We start from the raw sequence: 15,823 nt of genomic DNA on the forward strand, positions 1-15,823 counted from the left end.
CCTGGCGCGCCACCACCACCGCCTCACGCACCCAGGCATGCTCGCAAAGCCGCGCCGCGATCTCGCCCGGCTCGATGCGGAAGCCGCGGATCTTCACCTGGTCATCGTTGCGGCCCAGGAACTCCAGATAGCCATCCGGCAGATAACGCCCCAGGTCACCGGTCTTATACAGCCGATCGCCTTCCACAAAGGGACTGGCGATGAACCGCTCCGCCGTCAGATCAGGCCGGTTCAGGTAGCCCCGCGCAACGCCCGCCCCGCCGATATAGAGCTCCCCCACCGCCCCGAACGGGACGGGCGCACCATGACCGTCCAGCAGGTACACCCGCGTGTTCGCAATCGGACGCCCGATCGGGACAACTGACCCATCAAAGTCATCGGGACAACTCCAAACCGTCGCGCAGACTGTTGCTTCGGTCGGGCCATAGGCGTTGACGATAGATGCCGAGGCCAGACTTCGGACGAGTTCAGCTTTCGGCAGTTCGCCAGCAAGAATGAGAACTTGCGATGCCAAACATCCCGGATCCCTGCTTGCCTGAAGCAAGGCTGGAGGTAATGTCGCATGGGTTATGGCTTCGCTTCGCAGGTAATCCGATAGCTTGTTACTCGCCTGGCGGAGCTCGTCCGCAGGCAAGTGTAATGCGGCGCCTGAGCCAAACGCCATGACAAGCTCCCAAGCACTTGCATCAAAGCCGAAGGAGGCGAACTGCACAACACGGCTATTCGAACAGACGCCAAAAAGCCCGATCTGAGCCAACCCGAGATTGACCAGACTTCCATGCTCGACCATGACGCCCTTTGGGGTTCCGGTGGAGCCTGAGGTGTAGATGACATAGGCGAGATGGCGCGCGGTCAGGCCAATGGCGCGCGGCTCGGGATCGCAGGCGGGCAATTCGGCCCAGGCTGGTGTCGCCGTCTCCAGATCGACCACGCTCACATCGGCCAGCGCCTCGGCGCCGAGCGCAGCGCGGCCGGCCGCGTCGCAAAGCAGCAGCTTGGGTGCGGCATCATCGAGAACCTGCCGCAACCGCGCGCAGGGATAGGCCGGATCGAGCGGCAGATAGGCGCCGCCGGCCTTGAGGATCGCCAGCACACCAAGCACCATCGCCGGGCTGCGCTCCAGGCAGATCGCCACCGGCTGATCCGGCTTTACACCCAAGGCGATCAGATGGTGGGCCAGCCGGTTGGCCTGGGCATTGAGCTCGCCATAGCTCAGGCGCTCGTCCTCATAGACTACCGCCACCGCATCGGGGGCCTGGCGCACCTGCGCCTCGAACAGCTCGTGGATGCACATGTCCGACGGATAGGCCGCCGCCGTCCGGTTCAACTCCTCCAACAGGTAGGTGCGCTCGTCAGCCGGCAGGATGTCCAGATCGCGCACTGGCCGGCCTGCATCGGCCAGCACACTATGCAACAATGTTTGTAAGTGCTGCGTCATGCGGTCGATCTGCTCCGGTGCCAATCGACTTGCATCAAAATGCCATCGAAAGCTCCCATCCAGAGCGCAAAGCTCGAATGTCAGCAAATCACCGGATAGGGTTGTCTCAGAACTCGCGTTCGAAGCTAGATCGCCAGCGGCAGAACAGCTATCTGCTGTAATCGTGATGCCAATCGGCCAGGGCCGGTGCGACCGTAGCGCCTCCACACCTCGCACTGTCCGGCAGCGCGCGATAAGATCCCGGGCAAAGCTAGCGTGCGCCCTCAGCTGAGCGCATTCGCCCGCCACAGCTTTGCGCATTTCCTCAAAATCATGTGCAAGATCAATGGTAACTTCCATCGGCACGACAGAGGCGATAAGCACCTCCACCGCTTTCAAACCGGCTTGCGATCTATCCGATGCAGGCGTCCATCCCAGTTGAAGCTCTGTTTCTCCCGTGATGCGGGCGAGATAGATCAGCCAAGCCGTTACCAAGTATTCCGTGCGATCATTTGGCGACAGCTTAGCCAACGCACTTGCAATGAACCACGAACTCGACTGCCGTTTGGGCGGCGCCCCAGCTACGCACGACGACAGGAAAGGAAACTGCAATATTCTAAGCTGCTCAAGCCGCTGTCGCCAAAAATCCTCTGAAGGCGCCAGCAATTCATGGGCGGCAGTTATGCTCTGCGCCTGTTCATCGCTCAAAATTGGCAGGCGATCACCTTCATTCAGATTGGAATGCCTGGCGAGGTCTCGCGCGTCCAGCGCCTGACCATCGGAGCTGCCAAAGCAAACCTCAACATCCTGCGTACCCGTCGCCACCCGCCAGTGGCTGGAGTGGATTTCAAGCAGGCAACCTGCCGGAATGCCCGAGCGTCGAGGCAACACCTCCAGGCGTCTGACTGTGACAACCTCATCGCCTACGAGCGCCTTGGGCAGACACAATGGATTGGGATGATACGGGCCAAAGTCTAGGGCACGCGTCATCGCTGACAGGTCTTGCGCGGATCGATCCCATCGCAGACAGCCTGCCGCATCTGGGCGTCGACGTCTTGGAAAATAGCTTCTGTTCACCAGCGCTTGCGGATAGGCGGTAAGCTCTCCCTTCGCCAAACCAGTTAGAAGCTCGCGGAATCCCTCGACAGCGGCCTCATAACATTTGAGGTTCAGGGTCAGTGCCGTATCGGTGGGCGCAATCAGCACTTGGCGATGGACCACGACGTCACCCGTATCAACACCATCATCGATACGATGCCACGTGATGGCATACTCGCTCTCCTGGGCCAGCAGCGCCCAGGACGTCGCGTGAGTTCCTGCATACCGTGGCAGTGGACCGTCGTGGAAATTGAAAGCACCTTGTCGCGCTCGCCCAAACACGCCCGGTGGCAATATAAGCGGATTGGCAACGGAGAAAATCCAATCCACCGGCTCCGCGTTCAGAAGAGAGCAGAGCTCGTCAACACTCGCAATACACGGGATATTGGCGCGAGCCGCCCAATCCGCGAATATAGCGTCGCCACATAGCACTACGCGAATGTCGTGGCCCACCTCCATTGCCAGCTGCGCGCAGCTGATAGCAAGCGTACCATTGCCAACAAAGACGCTGGAGGAGATTGATCGCGCTGCAGGTTGTGGCCTATCCCGATCGCCTGGTTCGCAAGCGCTTGCGCGCTCCGGTGAAGAGTGAGGTGCCATCTTCATCCCTCGGCCAGTCCATCCACTAAGCTGGGCAGTTCCCTCCCCAACCGCCGCGCCACATAGCGGCCTAAACCTGTCACACTGGTTCGGATTTGCTCGGGAGTAACCGCGCTGAATGCTAATCGAATCCGGCAGTCTTGAGAGTTATCCAACGCAAAGAAGCTCATCGGCATAACAATGACATTGTAACACCTTGCACACTCGTCCGCGCTGTCCGCGCCAAATCTGAAAGGAAGATCAAGAGACAGGAAAAAGCCGCCAGAGGGTCGATTCCATCGTATCTGCTCGGGGAAAGGCGAAAACACACTGTCCAGCTGACGCACCATGACGTCGCGATTTGAACGATACCAATCCAGCGCGGGGCGAATCCAGCCACGCAAGCTTACTGCCTGCTCCATCAAGAGTCCCGCTACAATCGCTTGTGTAATATGGCTTGTATTGAGGGTAATGAAACTCTTGAGCTGGACCAGGTTTTCCCAAAGTGCCCGGCAAGCGCGCGCGTCTCCAAATATTGTATCGGGCAGTATCGCAGCTCCCACGCGGAGAGCTGGGCTCAAGGTCTTGGAGAATGTGGACAGGTAAATAACACTTCCTGCCTCATCCAAAGCGGCCATCGGAGGGATCTCATCACCTTCATACCGAAATAGCCGATATGGATTGTCCTCCAGAACGATAATCCGATTTCTTGCGCACACTTGAAGGATATCGCATCGTGAGGCCTTATCGAGGACGCGCCCGGTCGGATTGTCAAAATCGGGAATGAGGTATAGAGCGCGGGCCCTCCGACCATTCCGGCGCAATTGTAGGACGGCGAGTTCGACTGCCTCTGCAACGCAAGGCGCTGAGTTGGACAATGCTGCAACGGCGACCCTTGCGGCCTTACCTGCACCGGTCGCACCAATATACGTGGGATTGCAGACTAGGAGCACATCCGCAGCTTCAGGGCACAGCGCGGCGAGGCAGAGTGCGAGCGCTTCCTGGCATCCTGAGGTGATCAGTACGCGATCCGCCCTCGCGGGAACCCCATCATCAGACCGGACCTGTTGCGCAACGAGCTCGCCGATAATGCCGGCGGTTCGTCCATACTGCAGCAAGTGCGACAATAATTGCCCGCCCCCGTGACCGCCAGCTGAATAGCGTTCATATACCACTAGCGCATTCAACAGCACCTGGGGGTCGAGCTTGTCGAAGAACCGCTCACTGGGTCTGCCAGACGCCAGCGAGACTGCCGAGGGAAACGCACTCGAGACTTCGTTCAAAAAATTCATAACTGAACATTGCGATCTGTGATCCAACATCGAACCCTGCGTAGGACTATCGGCGAGCTGAGGACCACACCAGTCTCAGAGCGACGACATCATTGAGGCCCAAGGGCTCACGCATTTTCACGGTTTATTCGCCAGAATGATCAAGCTGATCAAAAAGCACCCATCGTTTGATTGATGAATCCATGCTGCGCGCCTGAGTGCATGTCTTCGAAGCTGAGCCGCCTCTCAAAGCGAGAGGACTCGCACCCTATGAAGCTGGCAACCTGCGTCCACGCACACCTAGAGCTGACTGGATTTTTCTCCTCAACCGCGACCCAGATACACATGTCCACGCAAGTGCCGTGCCAAAGGAAAAATCGTGCCGAAACAATTACGTGGCGCTACTAAGATGACTAGTGTCCGACATTGTCGGACATTGGACGTAAGCATCTGAGGAAGGTTCGAGTTTGTCGCGCGCGGGCGGGTTGTCGGACAGGACGATGCCAGGATCAGGCCAGAAAGCTCTAAAGGTGATACCGTGGCGATCCGGGCGGTGGAGGTACGCTGATCGAAGTCCTCGCCGATTGCTCAACCCGCGCCCACGGCGTAACAGGTCGGGGATCGCCGCTGAATGAAATTCAGTGGCAGCTCACCGTGCCTGGCGCAGATCAGGTGACGCTTTCCTTTCGTCCAGTTGGAATGCCACCTTCGATCAGTCTTGCGGGACCCTGGTAGGCCGGCGGGCGCGCCTGAAGTCGGATCGCGAAACCCGGGGGGCCACACCTCTTTGATCAGTATTTTCCCGACTGCTCAAGCTGCTCGAAAAGCTCTTGTACGTTGTCTTCAAGAAATGCTTCCTCTCCGTTCCGATGGATGAGTTCAAAACTTATCCCCGTATTAGCGCATCGAGAAGAGAATGCTTGTGTTAGGCCAGGTCCTTCAATAATAGTCGTGTCGAACGACAATCCCCGCGCTCTAAGCGTATTGACCGCCGCCGACACATCGTCGACAGATAATGCAACATGAGCTAGACCAACCCCGTAGTTTTGGACAAGTTGAGACACCTGCGACTCTGGCTCTGTGCCTTGGCAAAGCACAAAGCACATGTCGTTCCGAACCATGTCCGCACACACCATCCCAGTCTTCTTACCTTTTATATGCAATCGCCGCCTAAGCTTAAAACCAAGGACATCTTGAAACAGGTCGATAGCGTCGTCTAGTTTATGAACCGCCAAAGCTATGTGATCAATGCCATGAAATCGAGGATTATGATGGCCATTTGCTTCGATAGATTCTTTCAGAGAGCCATCCGACGGCGAACCCACGGGATAAGTCATTTTTTGAGTCCTTCTGTTTAGGTGGACGCAGCCAATTTAACGATCGAGCCATAAGCTGTTAACAGCCTGATTACACATGAGTAGCCTCGCAGACCGGAATGGTCCGTTTTTGTGTGGTCATGGACAATTTCTGCTCAGTGTGAGCGCGTTTGTCGATGACAAGCATGTAACATGCCAAGCGGAAAAATCATTTCGGAGCAACAGAATGGGGGCAGAACAAGAGCAGTGCGAAATCTCGTACGCTAACGGGGAACAGAGCGTGAACTATGCCATAGTGCGGAAACCGGCGCATACGATCCCTGTGGACTCATGGCTCGCCGGGTTGGGGTCGGTAGCCTAAGGGTTCGAAAGCCTTCGGGCATCTGATGCTCGGTGTCCCAGGTGTAGATGCCTGTCAGGTTGATATGTTCCCAACTCAGCGCGAGATATGCTTCAACAGCTATCTGGAATGTTTCGCCCCCCTCGTTTCAACTGTGTGGCCCGCGCGGTCGAGATAGACCGTGTTCCAGTGTACGATCGCGCTGACGACGAGGTTGAGTCCGGATGCGCGGAACGCCTGGCTCTCGAACGAACGATCGCGAATTTCGCCTCGCTCATGGAAGAACACGGCGCGCTTGAGCTTGTGTGCTGCTTCGCCCTTGTTGAGGCCGGCTTGGCAGCGTGCCGGGCTTGAGTACCATTCAATCATGAATATGGATCGCTCGATCCTGCACAGTTCCCGCAGCGCCCTTGCGAGTTGGCTCTCACTTTGTGTGGTTCATCGGCTGTTAGCGGCAAGATCGCTAATGGGCGGGCATGCGAACGAAATCAAAATGGTCGCCCGGCCCAGGGGTCAAAGTTCTGGGCGTCGAGCTCACTGATGATGACAGTTGGGTTGTTTCCGCTGCCGGACCAGCGATCGGCATTTGCCCCGATTGCGGACGGCGAAGCCGAAATCGGCATGGGTGGTCCAGCCGCAGCCTTCAGGACCTTCCGGTCCAGGGTAAGGCTGTGACGGTGAGGCTCCTGCTGAGCCGCTGGCGATGCGCACATGAGAAATGTGAATGACAAACGTTCACCGACCGACTGCCGACGGTTGCTTCCCCTTATGCGCGCCGGACGACAAGGGTCGTGGAGATTGTCGGCCTGCTCGGCCATAGCACGGGCGGCCGTCCTGGCGAGCGCCTCATGCAACGGCTCGGCATGCCGGTCAGCGACGACACCATCCTGCGGCAACTGAAGCGTGATGCCGCGGTTGCTCACTGCGCCTCCGAGATCCGGGTGGTTGGCATCGATGACTGGAGCTGGCGACGCGCGACACGATACGGGACCATCATGGTCGATCTCGAGCGTCGCTCGGTTGTCGACATTCTGGACGACCCCAGCGTCGATAATGCAGCCAGGTGGCTGCGGAACCATCCCTTCTCGCAGAGCAATTCGGATTGGCCCCTTCGGACTTCGGACGCGAGTTCCGCACTGGAAGCGAACGGTTCCGGATCACGGCATCGATCCAAAGCGGCCACGCTACTCGATCTCCGCTGAGCGAATTCCCGACCGCAGAGGATTCAAATTTGCCCCCGAAAATGTCGCCATGCTCCTCCAACCCGAGGAGAGCAAGCCGTGAAGTTCTCCGATTGTTCCGCAAGTTGGCCAAAATCGCATATGTGGAACGGCCCGCTTGGCAAGATATTTCCTCATGTATTTCCCAAATATGGACGGTGCAGTCATATGTCCGGCCTGTTTTCTGGCAGCCACGGTCACGATGAGATCCGCGGAGCAAATCGCCTAATCAGCTTCTCGCGCTGTAACGCGCCTGCGATTTTGCGGTCTGATTTGCTTCGGGATGTCGTCCCGTTGGGTCATCACAATTGGCACCTTGCCTGCCTCTCCGACCGACTGGCCAGAAAGCTCTAAAACCTAAGCTTGGGCGATCATCTTCGCTCCTCTATAGTTATCGCCGTGAACGAGAAGAGCCCAGATGATGCGCGCGATCTTGTTTGCGAGAGCGACCGCGACAACCTTGAACGGGCGGCGCAATATCATCGCCGCTATCCATGGTGATGCCTGGAGGCCACGACGGGCGAGCTTGAGGACCGACGTTGCTCCAGCGACAAGCAGCGTGCGCAATTGCTGGTTTCCGCGCTTTGAGATCGAACCGATCCGTTCTTTTCCTCCGCTGGAATGTGCGCGTGGTGTCAACCCAATCCAGGCAGCAAAGTCCCGACCGGTTTTAAAGCCGGCAGGATCAGGGACTACTGCCCGGACGGTCGCCGCAATGATCGGACCCACGCCGGGGATCGCCGTCAAGCGTCGGGCGTTGTCATCTTTTCTTATAGCCTCAAGGATTTTTCGATCGAGCCTTTCAATGCGTGCCGTCACGGTCTCGATTTGCTCAACGAGCTCTTCCAAAGCCATTCGCGCTGCACCCGGCAATCTCAGGTCACTGTCGTCGCGTACTATGGCGGCAAGGCGGACGATTCCGACCAGACCGGTCGCCCTGACAATGCCCAGTTCGGCAAGATGAGCTCTCAGGGCATTGATTGTTTGAGTGCGCTGGCGGATAAGCAAATCTCGCGCTTTGAGCACCATTCCGGCAGCCTGCTCGTCCTGTGTTTTTACCGGAACATAGCGCATGGTCGGCCGCGTGACTGCCTCGCAGATAGCTTCAGCGTCTGCAGCATCGGTTTTGTTGCGTTTGAGGTAGGCCTTCACGTATGCGGGTGGCATCATCCGAACCGTATGACCCAGGGCCTGAATTTCCCGAGCCCAATAATGCGCGCTGCCACAAGCTTCCATACCCACGAGGCAAGGCTGCAACTTGCGAAAGAAGTCCAGAACCTGCGACCGACGCAGTGTACGGCGTACAATCACGGGTCCTTCTTCGGCTATGCCATGAACTTGAAAAACGGATTTGGCCAGATCAAGCCCGACTGTGGTAATCTTCTCCATGGGGCGGTCCTTCCTTTTTGTGGCGTTTCAACACGACCACGTTAGGCATTCGATGCCGTTTGAGAAGGGCCGTTCCACCTCATCAGCTTCGGGCCGAGTAGGCCTTGTCTGGGAGGAGGACGCGTGGCTGGCCCAGCCCGGCCCGCGGAAGCCTATATCGTTCCCGAAACACAGCTTCGCGAACATCGCGAGCAGTCCGAAAGACTGATCGCGATCGCCCGTAGCGGCCTGGAAACGCTTTTCAAGCAGGTGGCGGGCCAGAACTATGTATTGTATTGCTCCTGGCAAACGCAAAGGGCGTAACCGTCGACTTCCTCGGCGATCCGCTCTTCATGGACAATTGCGCTCGGCGGGGCTCTATCTCGGCTCCGAGTGGTCGGAAAGCCGCACCGGAACATGCGGCGTCGGCTCCTGCATCAGCACCGGCGAGGCGATGACCATCCATCAGACTGGCCATTTCGATACGACCCATACGCCGCTCTCCTGCACTGCCGCGCCGATCTTCGACACCAATGGCGGATTGGCTGCCGTGCTGGACATTTCCCTGCTTCGCTCCCCGCAACCGAAGGTCAGCCAGAACCTGGCGCTGCATCTGGTGACGGCCTCCGCGCGAAGCATCGAGCTTGCCAATCTGATGGCGCAGACGCACTCCGATTGGGTGCTGCGCTTTTCCCGTCCCGTGCGCCGCAACACCCGGATCGAGGCGTTGGCGGCGATGCATTTGGCCGCGTATGTCGAGACACAACGATGCACCCCTGCTCTCGGCGACCAGGTCCTCGGCTGTCTTCAGCTGGCGAACACCGTCCCATACGATGCCTACATGAACCAGCCGGCTTTCTCCTCGGACACAAACTCTTCCCCTTGGCGCCGTTGCCCGCACCGGCCAGCACGAAAGCCCCGCTGATAGTCGGATGACCCGCAAACGGCACCTCCAGCGTCGGCGTGAAGATACGCACCTGAGCCGTGTGGTGCGCATCGGCCGGCTGCAAGACAAAGCTCGTCTCGGAGGAGTTGAACTCCGGTGCAACCGCCTGCATCTGATCAGTTGTCAAGTTGTCCGAACCGAGCACCACTGCTAGCGGATTGCCGCCGAACCGCGTTCGCGTGAAAACATCAACGATTTGATAGGTCAGCAACAAGGGCCTCTCCCACAGCCTTTGTGTGGTACGAGCGGCATTGGCTTAAGCCAGTCAAATCAGACATTTCGCCGACAAAGCAGGCCCAGCCGTCGAACGCGCACCATTTCAACGCGAACTCAAATACTGGGAAGCTCGCGGTTATGGCCCTGCCTCGCTTCAGCGAGGTCGGCCCAACAGGGCAGGTTCGAGATGAGCCCGCCAGCAACGCTCGAGATCAAACGTTAGTGCGTGTCACGCTCACTGGCGCGCGTTAAGGCCAAAGCCCAGGGGTGATCGCGTCTGTTCATCGGCTAACAGCTCATCACGACGTCACCTCGGGGGACGAGAAAAGACTGTTGAGCGGGTACGAGCTGCCTCGGTCGTTCGTTCGATCGAAAGCACTGTGTGCGGAGGGAGTTCGCCATCATGCAGCGCGAGAAGATGTTCGTCTGCTTCCTTATCCGCGGCCGTGAGCCGATGGTTCAGACGCAGAAAGTCCATCCAGGTGGGCGTGCGGAATGTCTCTGTCCAAACCGAAGGCGTTTGAAGGTTTCGTTGGAGCGTCCAGTTTCGTGCGCCGGCACGGCTAAGAGCGTGCCGCTTTGTGCGCATGCAGCCGAGAAAGGCGTCGATATTCTTCTCGGATATGAAATAGTCGACCTTGGCAACGATCGGGCCACTCCTTGGCTTCAGATCGAGTGCCAGCTCGGGTGCGGGAAAATCCGAACTTTCCTGATCCGTTTCTTCCCATGGACGTATCGGCAACAGTATCCCCGCTGCTGCAACCAGCAACAGAGCCCCCGCGGCACCCTCCAAAGCCCAGGTCAAGGAGTAGTTCTGCGCGACGGACCCCCAGATCCAGCTGCCGGCGGCCATACCGCCAGCGCTCAAGGCGTAGTAGATCGAGAGCGTGCGGCCGACTACCCACCTTGGGCTTGCCAACTGCACCGACACGTCAATGCCCGTCCAGGTGATCAGCCAACCCGCGCCCCCGAGCGCCATAAAAATTGCTGCCACAGCGACCGACGAGGTCAGTGCCAGTGAAAGGCAACATGCTGCGCAAGCGACAGAGGCGAACGCCACCAGCCTGTTTTGAGACGTGATCCGCCTCAGGAAGCCGTTGCTCATGCCCGCGATGAAAGCGCCTATGCCGAAGCCGGCCAACAGAATACCGTAGACGATCGGCCCGCTTGCCAGCTTGTCCCGGACGACGAGAGGCAGCAGCGCGAGGATGGAGATGCTTGCCAAGCCGAAAAGGGCTGCACGGGCGATCGCCGACCTGATCTCCAGGGAGATCACCGTGAAGCGCACTCCGTCATGAATCGCCATCGTCATTCTCTCACGAGGGAGAGGCGAAGAGCGAACTTGCCATTTGGTGCGCCATATTGCGCTTAGAGGCGCCACATCACTCAGCGCGGCCAAAGCGAAAGCGGCCAGCGGTCCAAAGAAGGCCAGGATCACGCCCCCCAAAGCCGGACCAACGCTGCGCACAATGTTGTATCCGACAGACATAAGTGTCACAGCAGCCGGAATGTCGCGCTTGTGGAGGATATCGCCCACGGACGCATGCCAGGCCGGATCAGTTAACGCGAAGCCGCAGCCAGCCAGGAAACCCAATCCGAGTATCAGCCAAGGATGGACAAATCCCAGACCCACTGAAACCATCAGCGTCGTTGATGCCAATGCTATCAAGCAGTGCCCCGCAAACATCACCCATCGGCGGCTGAAGTTGTCGGCGATGGCTCCCGCGAGGATTGAGAGGAAGAATACCGGTAATGTGGATGCGGCCTGCACGAGCGCGACCAACAGATCCGAAGCCGAAATGGTGACCATGAGCCAACTGATGGCGACTGTTTGCACGAGCCATCCCAGGCTGGATATCTGTGTAGATATCCAGATCGAACGAAATACCTGGTTCCGAAGCGGGGCGAGCGTCGTTGGAACGGACGGATGAGGATTTTCGTGCTGCACGTTTTTTTACCTTCGAGGAGCCGATTGTTTAACACGGCTGCCACTATTGCCTTTTAGTCTTTACGATGTTGAGCAATGCGTCAGTACTTTCAGGCATGACCGAGCACTCGCTTCCGCATGCTCTAAGTTCACCCTTGGGCCCGACATATCGGTTTAAGATGACGCGCTCAATCCCGAGTTCTTAGCAGAGATCGGGGTCGGAAGTGTCGCATTGAGCCACATAGCAGACTGCGCGGGGCGAATATCCGTCTTGGCGAGCGCGAATTTCCTGCCTCCTTTGCGGCCGCGCGCCCCGGCTGCGGCGTGTCCGGCCAACCTCGCCAGTTGAAGTAGGTCGTCTGGCTGATTCCCGCCCGCCGACAGATCTCCGCGACAGGAATCCCGTCCGCTCCCTACTTCAAAATAAACGCCTTCTGCGCGTCCGAAAACTTCGATGCCTTCTCCGCTCCTCCCCGCCAAGGGACGCTACCGCGGAAAGCTCCACTTTCGAACAGTCCAGTTTTCAGGGGTCAGAGCAGCATGATCTGCTTCCTGATGCGCGCCGACCCGGAGGATATCCGCGCGGCGCTCTTCGCCGAAAAGTCACTGGGCGAACTGCCGTTCAGGCCCTTCCCTCCGGCCACACCAGGCAGGCGCCGCTGGCGGAGATGTCTTGAGCCGGAGGGGACGAGCTACTGGCAGCAAAGATGCAGAAAGAGCTTTCTCCTGACATAAAGAGGCCTGCTGCTTCCGCGCCGATTCCAAATCTTTTGCTCCTCGGCCGTCCCTATTCCGTCTTGACTAGTACGAACCTACTACCTATCTCACGGTCGCGTTAGCACTCGCCACAGGCGAGTGCTAACCACGCTCCGGCAACGGAGAACCGTTCAACAGCACCAGGGACATCCAAAAATGGCAAAGTCGAATTTCCTGCCGCTGCATGACCGCGTGGTCGTTCGCCGCGTCGAGTCCGAAGCGAAGACCGCCGGCGGGATCATCATCCCAGATACCGCCAAGGAAAAGCCGCAGGAAGGCGAGATCATCGCCATCGGCTCGGGCGCTCGTGACGAAGCTGGCAAGCTCGTCCCGGTGGACGTCAAGGCCGGCGACCGCATCCTGTTCGGCAAGTGGTCGGGCACCGAAGTCAAGCTCAATGGCGAAGACCTTCTGATCATGAAGGAATCCGACATCATGGGCATCATCGGCTGACACGCTGCCGCCTTTCACCCGCACCATCCAATCTGAATTTCGGGCGAAATGCCCAGGAGTAAAAAATGGCTGCCAAAGACGTAAAATTTTCCCGCGATGCCCGTGAGCGCATGCTGCGCGGCGTCAACATCCTCGCCGACGCAGTGAAGGTCACGCTCGGCCCCAAGGGCCGGAACGTCGTCATCGACAAGTCGTTCGGCGCACCGCGCATCACCAAGGACGGCGTCACCGTCGCCAAGGAAATCGAGCTTGAGGACAAGTTCGAGAACATGGGCGCGCAGATGGTCCGCGAAGTCGCTTCGAAGACCAACGACATCGCCGGCGACGGCACCACGACCGCGACCGTTCTGGCGCAGTCGATCGTCCACGAAGGCCACAAGGCGGTTGCCGCCGGCATGAACCCGATGGACCTCAAGCGCGGCATCGACCTCGCGGTAACCGACGTCGTCGCGACGCTGATCAAGAACGCCAAGAAGATCAAGACCTCGGAAGAAGTTGCTCAGGTCGGCACCATCGCCGGCAATGGCGATGCTTCGGTTGGCTCGATGATCGCGGAAGCGATGCAGAAGGTCGGCAATGAGGGCGTCATCACCGTCGAGGAAGCCAAGACCGCCGAGACCGAGCTTGAAGTCGTCGAAGGCATGCAGTTCGACCGCGGCTATCTCTCGCCCTACTTCGTCACCAACGCCGAGAAGATGGTTGCGGATCTGGAAGACGCCTACATCCTTCTCCACGAGAAGAAGCTCTCCAACCTGCAAGCCATGCTGCCGATCCTCGAGGCTGTCGTGCAGACCTCGAAGCCGCTGGTCATCATCTCGGAAGACGTCGAAGGCGAGGCCCTGGCCACGCTGGTCGTCAATAAGCTGCGTGGCGGCCTGAAGATCGCTGCCGTCAAGGCGCCGGGCTTCGGTGATCGCCGCAAGGCCATGCTGGAAGACATCGCCATTCTCACCGGTGGCCAGGTCATTTCCGAAGACCTCGGCATCAAGCTCGAGAATGTCGGCCTCAACATGCTCGGCCGCGCCAAGAAGGTGTCGATCTCCAAGGAGAACACCACCATCGTCGACGGCGCCGGCAAGAAGGAAGAGATCCAGGGCCGCGTTGCCCAGATCAAGCAGCAGATCGAGGAGACCACCTCGGACTACGACAAGGAGAAGCTGCAGGAACGTCTCGCCAAGCTGGCGGGCGGCGTTGCCGTGATCCGCGTCGGCGGTGCGACGGAAGTGGAAGTCAAGGAAAAGAAGGACCGCGTCGATGATGCGCTGAACGCGACCCGCGCGGCCGTCGAAGAAGGCATCGTGCCCGGCGGCGGCGTCGCATTGCTGCGCGCTTCGCTGGCCATCACCGTCACCGGCGCCAACTCCGACCAGACGGCCGGCATCGCCATCGTGCGTCGCGCGCTGCAGGCTCCTGCCCGCCAGATCGCCTCGAACGCCGGTGCGGAAGCATCGATTGTTGCCGGCAAGATCCTTGACAACAAGGGCCCGACCTTCGGCTTCAACGCCCAGACCGGCGAATATGGCGACATGATCGCCATGGGTATCGTCGATCCGGTCAAGGTCGTGCGCACGGCTCTCCAGGATGCGGCTTCGGTCGCCGGCCTGCTGGTCACCACCGAAGCCATGATCGCGGAGGCTCCGAAAAAGGAGTCGGCTGGCGGCATGCCTGGCGGCATGGGCGGCGGCGGCATGGGCGGTATGGATTTCTAATCCACGCATCTCAACAATCTCGGAAGGGCGGCAGCAATGCCGCCCTTTTCTTTGGCGCGGATCCGGTCGGAAAAGTTCGGCGCTCGCGAAATTTTGGACCGTTCTATATCGAAACAGTCCGAGGTTCTTGCCGCCCTCCCTCGCCAATGGAAGCCTCTTGCCCGGACATGCGGTAGTCACAGGTCCGAGCGATCGGCGAAGAGGACATAGAACGCTTCCGCGACTATCCCTCGCTCGGCCGGGGCAACTTTCGACGGACAGCGTTCAATGTTGCCTGCTACTATGTGGAGAGCGCCAAAGGCCGCGATTATCGTTGCATTTCCAGAAATATCCGCGTGCGAAGTTGCGCCGCATAATCAACTCTCGATCCAGGCTCTGTCCCGACGACCCAGCGTGAACGACATCGCGTGGCGTTTGCGCCCGCCGGCCAGCGATTCCAGCGAATTGAAGCGCTACGGCCGCATTGAAGCCTTTTTATATGACGCGCAGATTAAGCCGATGGCTGCAACGCTCCAGAACGAATCTCGATTGCCGAAATCAAGCTGCGACCTTCTTGCGGGTTCGCTTCGTCGGCGCCGGCGCTTCCGGCGCTTTCGGTTTGCGGCCGAGCCCCATCGTCTTGGCCAAAGCCGAGCGCGCGGCAGCATAATTCGGCGCGACCATGGGATAATCCGCCGGCAGGCCCCATTTGGCCCGATATCCATCCGGCGTCAGCCCATGGTGGGTCGACAGATGGCGCTTTAGCGATTTGAATTTCTTCCCGTCCTCAAGGGAGATGATGTAGTCCGGTGTCACCGACTTCCTGATCGGGACTGCAGGCTTAAGGACCCCCGGCTCTTCTGCGGAGACGCTTCCGGCCGTCCCTTTCAGTGCCGCGTGCACTTGAGCGATCAGGGCAGGGAGATCCCCCACCGGGATCGGATTGTTGGAGACATAGACGACATCGGCGGTGAGCTCGATGAGGTTGTCCATGTTATTGTCGGCTTCTTCTGTCATGAAACTCTCCAGGCGGCGTGAAACACAGTCAGCGAAGGGTTGCTTCATAGTGGCGGTTGGCGCTGGAAGCAAATACAGCCCGGCAGGACTATCGCGATGCTCGTCGGCACCGAGGACCATAGCGCTGCATCCGCCGTCGTGCGCGTGTTGTTGCTCAGTGTCGGCTGCCTCTTGACTGGGGCGAAGCTTGGTTTTTGGCATCCCGATCCAC

9 protein-coding genes and 6 pseudogenes are annotated in these 15,823 nt (G+C 58.9%); 5 read left to right on the forward strand and 10 right to left on the reverse strand.

What is annotated here, in order from left to right:
- The 4 genes and pseudogenes from NKJ84_RS22160 to NKJ84_RS22175 form a co-directional block, all read right to left on the reverse strand.
- The coding region (locus tag NKJ84_RS22160; protein WP_352508240.1) for an amino acid adenylation domain-containing protein at positions 1-2,845 on the reverse strand (2,845 nt) is incomplete at its 3' end.
- A gap of 272 nt (positions 2,846-3,117) precedes the next feature.
- Positions 3,118-4,386 carry an aminotransferase-like domain-containing protein gene (locus NKJ84_RS22165; RefSeq protein ID WP_352508241.1) on the reverse strand — a complete coding sequence of 423 codons (1,269 nt, stop codon included), beginning with the start codon at positions 4,384-4,386 and terminating at the stop codon, positions 3,118-3,120.
- Positions 4,387-5,156: 770 nt separating this feature from the next.
- Complete coding sequence (locus tag NKJ84_RS22170; protein WP_352508242.1) at positions 5,157-5,702, reverse strand: VOC family protein; 546 nt, start codon at positions 5,700-5,702, stop codon at positions 5,157-5,159.
- Positions 5,703-5,944: 242 nt separating this feature from the next.
- Positions 5,945-6,447: pseudogene (locus tag NKJ84_RS22175) on the reverse strand (Tn3 family transposase); the annotation flags it as partial.
- A 50-nt stretch (positions 6,448-6,497) separates the two neighbouring features.
- On the opposite strand from NKJ84_RS22175, the pseudogene NKJ84_RS22180 reads away from it, so the two are divergent.
- Together NKJ84_RS22180 and NKJ84_RS33285 are read left to right on the forward strand one after the other, a co-directional pair.
- Positions 6,498-7,103: pseudogene (locus NKJ84_RS22180) on the forward strand (transposase family protein); the annotation flags it as partial.
- Positions 7,085-7,305: pseudogene (locus NKJ84_RS33285) on the forward strand (hypothetical protein). The pseudogenes NKJ84_RS22180 and NKJ84_RS33285, both read left to right, overlap by 19 nt.
- A gap of 293 nt (positions 7,306-7,598) precedes the next feature.
- Here the strand turns inward: NKJ84_RS33285 and NKJ84_RS22185 are convergent.
- Positions 7,599-8,630 carry an IS110 family RNA-guided transposase gene (locus NKJ84_RS22185; RefSeq protein WP_352508243.1) on the reverse strand — a complete coding sequence of 344 codons (1,032 nt, stop codon included), beginning with the start codon at positions 8,628-8,630 and terminating at the stop codon, positions 7,599-7,601.
- Between the two features lie 132 nt (positions 8,631-8,762).
- Here NKJ84_RS22185 and NKJ84_RS22190 point away from each other — a divergent pair.
- A pseudogene (locus tag NKJ84_RS22190) lies at positions 8,763-9,306 on the forward strand (sigma-54-dependent Fis family transcriptional regulator); the annotation flags it as partial.
- Here the strand turns inward: NKJ84_RS22190 and NKJ84_RS22195 are convergent.
- From NKJ84_RS22195 to NKJ84_RS22210, 4 genes and pseudogenes are all read right to left on the reverse strand, one after another.
- A complete protein-coding gene (locus tag NKJ84_RS22195; RefSeq protein ID WP_352508289.1) occupies positions 9,200-9,703 on the reverse strand; it encodes a PhzF family phenazine biosynthesis protein in 504 nt (167 codons plus the stop codon). The pseudogene NKJ84_RS22190 and the gene NKJ84_RS22195 sit on opposite strands and share 107 nt — an antisense overlap.
- A gap of 375 nt (positions 9,704-10,078) precedes the next feature.
- A complete protein-coding gene (locus NKJ84_RS22200; protein WP_352508245.1) occupies positions 10,079-11,719 on the reverse strand; it encodes an MFS transporter in 1,641 nt (546 codons plus the stop codon).
- A gap of 43 nt (positions 11,720-11,762) precedes the next feature.
- Positions 11,763-12,031, reverse strand: a pseudogene (locus tag NKJ84_RS22205) (hypothetical protein); the annotation flags it as partial.
- Positions 12,032-12,036: 5 nt separating this feature from the next.
- Positions 12,037-12,213: pseudogene (locus NKJ84_RS22210) on the reverse strand (transposase); the annotation flags it as partial.
- A 397-nt stretch (positions 12,214-12,610) separates the two neighbouring features.
- On the opposite strand from NKJ84_RS22210, the gene groES reads away from it, so the two are divergent.
- Both groES and groL read left to right on the forward strand, forming a co-directional pair.
- On the forward strand, positions 12,611-12,907 hold the full coding sequence (gene groES / locus NKJ84_RS22215) for a co-chaperone GroES (protein WP_352508246.1): 297 nt from the start codon (positions 12,611-12,613) through the stop codon (positions 12,905-12,907).
- 65 nt (positions 12,908-12,972) lie between these two features.
- A complete protein-coding gene (groL, locus tag NKJ84_RS22220; RefSeq protein ID WP_352508247.1) occupies positions 12,973-14,616 on the forward strand; it encodes a chaperonin GroEL in 1,644 nt (547 codons plus the stop codon).
- A gap of 537 nt (positions 14,617-15,153) precedes the next feature.
- Here the strand turns inward: groL and NKJ84_RS22225 are convergent.
- Positions 15,154-15,612, reverse strand: coding sequence for a Ros/MucR family transcriptional regulator (locus NKJ84_RS22225; protein WP_352508248.1), 459 nt, complete (start codon positions 15,610-15,612; stop codon positions 15,154-15,156).
- Positions 15,613-15,823 lie beyond the last annotated feature (211 nt).

The organism is Mesorhizobium sp. M0048 (assembly GCF_040323405.1).
Classification (GTDB): Bacteria; Pseudomonadota; Alphaproteobacteria; order Rhizobiales; family Rhizobiaceae; genus Mesorhizobium.

What these genes read in the sequence shown, in the direction of transcription:
- NKJ84_RS22225 (WP_352508248.1), bottom strand. Translation starts at nt 15,612, where the DNA reads ATGACAGAAGAAGCCGACAATAACATGGACAACCTCATCGAGCTCACC.
- NKJ84_RS22170 (WP_352508242.1), bottom strand. Translation starts at nt 5,702, where the DNA reads ATGACTTATCCCGTGGGTTCGCCGTCGGATGGCTCTCTGAAAGAATCT.
- groL (WP_352508247.1), top strand. Translation starts at nt 12,973, where the DNA reads ATGGCTGCCAAAGACGTAAAATTTTCCCGCGATGCCCGTGAGCGCATG.
- NKJ84_RS22165 (WP_352508241.1), bottom strand. Translation starts at nt 4,386, where the DNA reads ATGAATTTTTTGAACGAAGTCTCGAGTGCGTTTCCCTCGGCAGTCTCG.
- groES (WP_352508246.1), top strand. Translation starts at nt 12,611, where the DNA reads ATGGCAAAGTCGAATTTCCTGCCGCTGCATGACCGCGTGGTCGTTCGC.
- NKJ84_RS22185 (WP_352508243.1), bottom strand. Translation starts at nt 8,630, where the DNA reads ATGGAGAAGATTACCACAGTCGGGCTTGATCTGGCCAAATCCGTTTTT.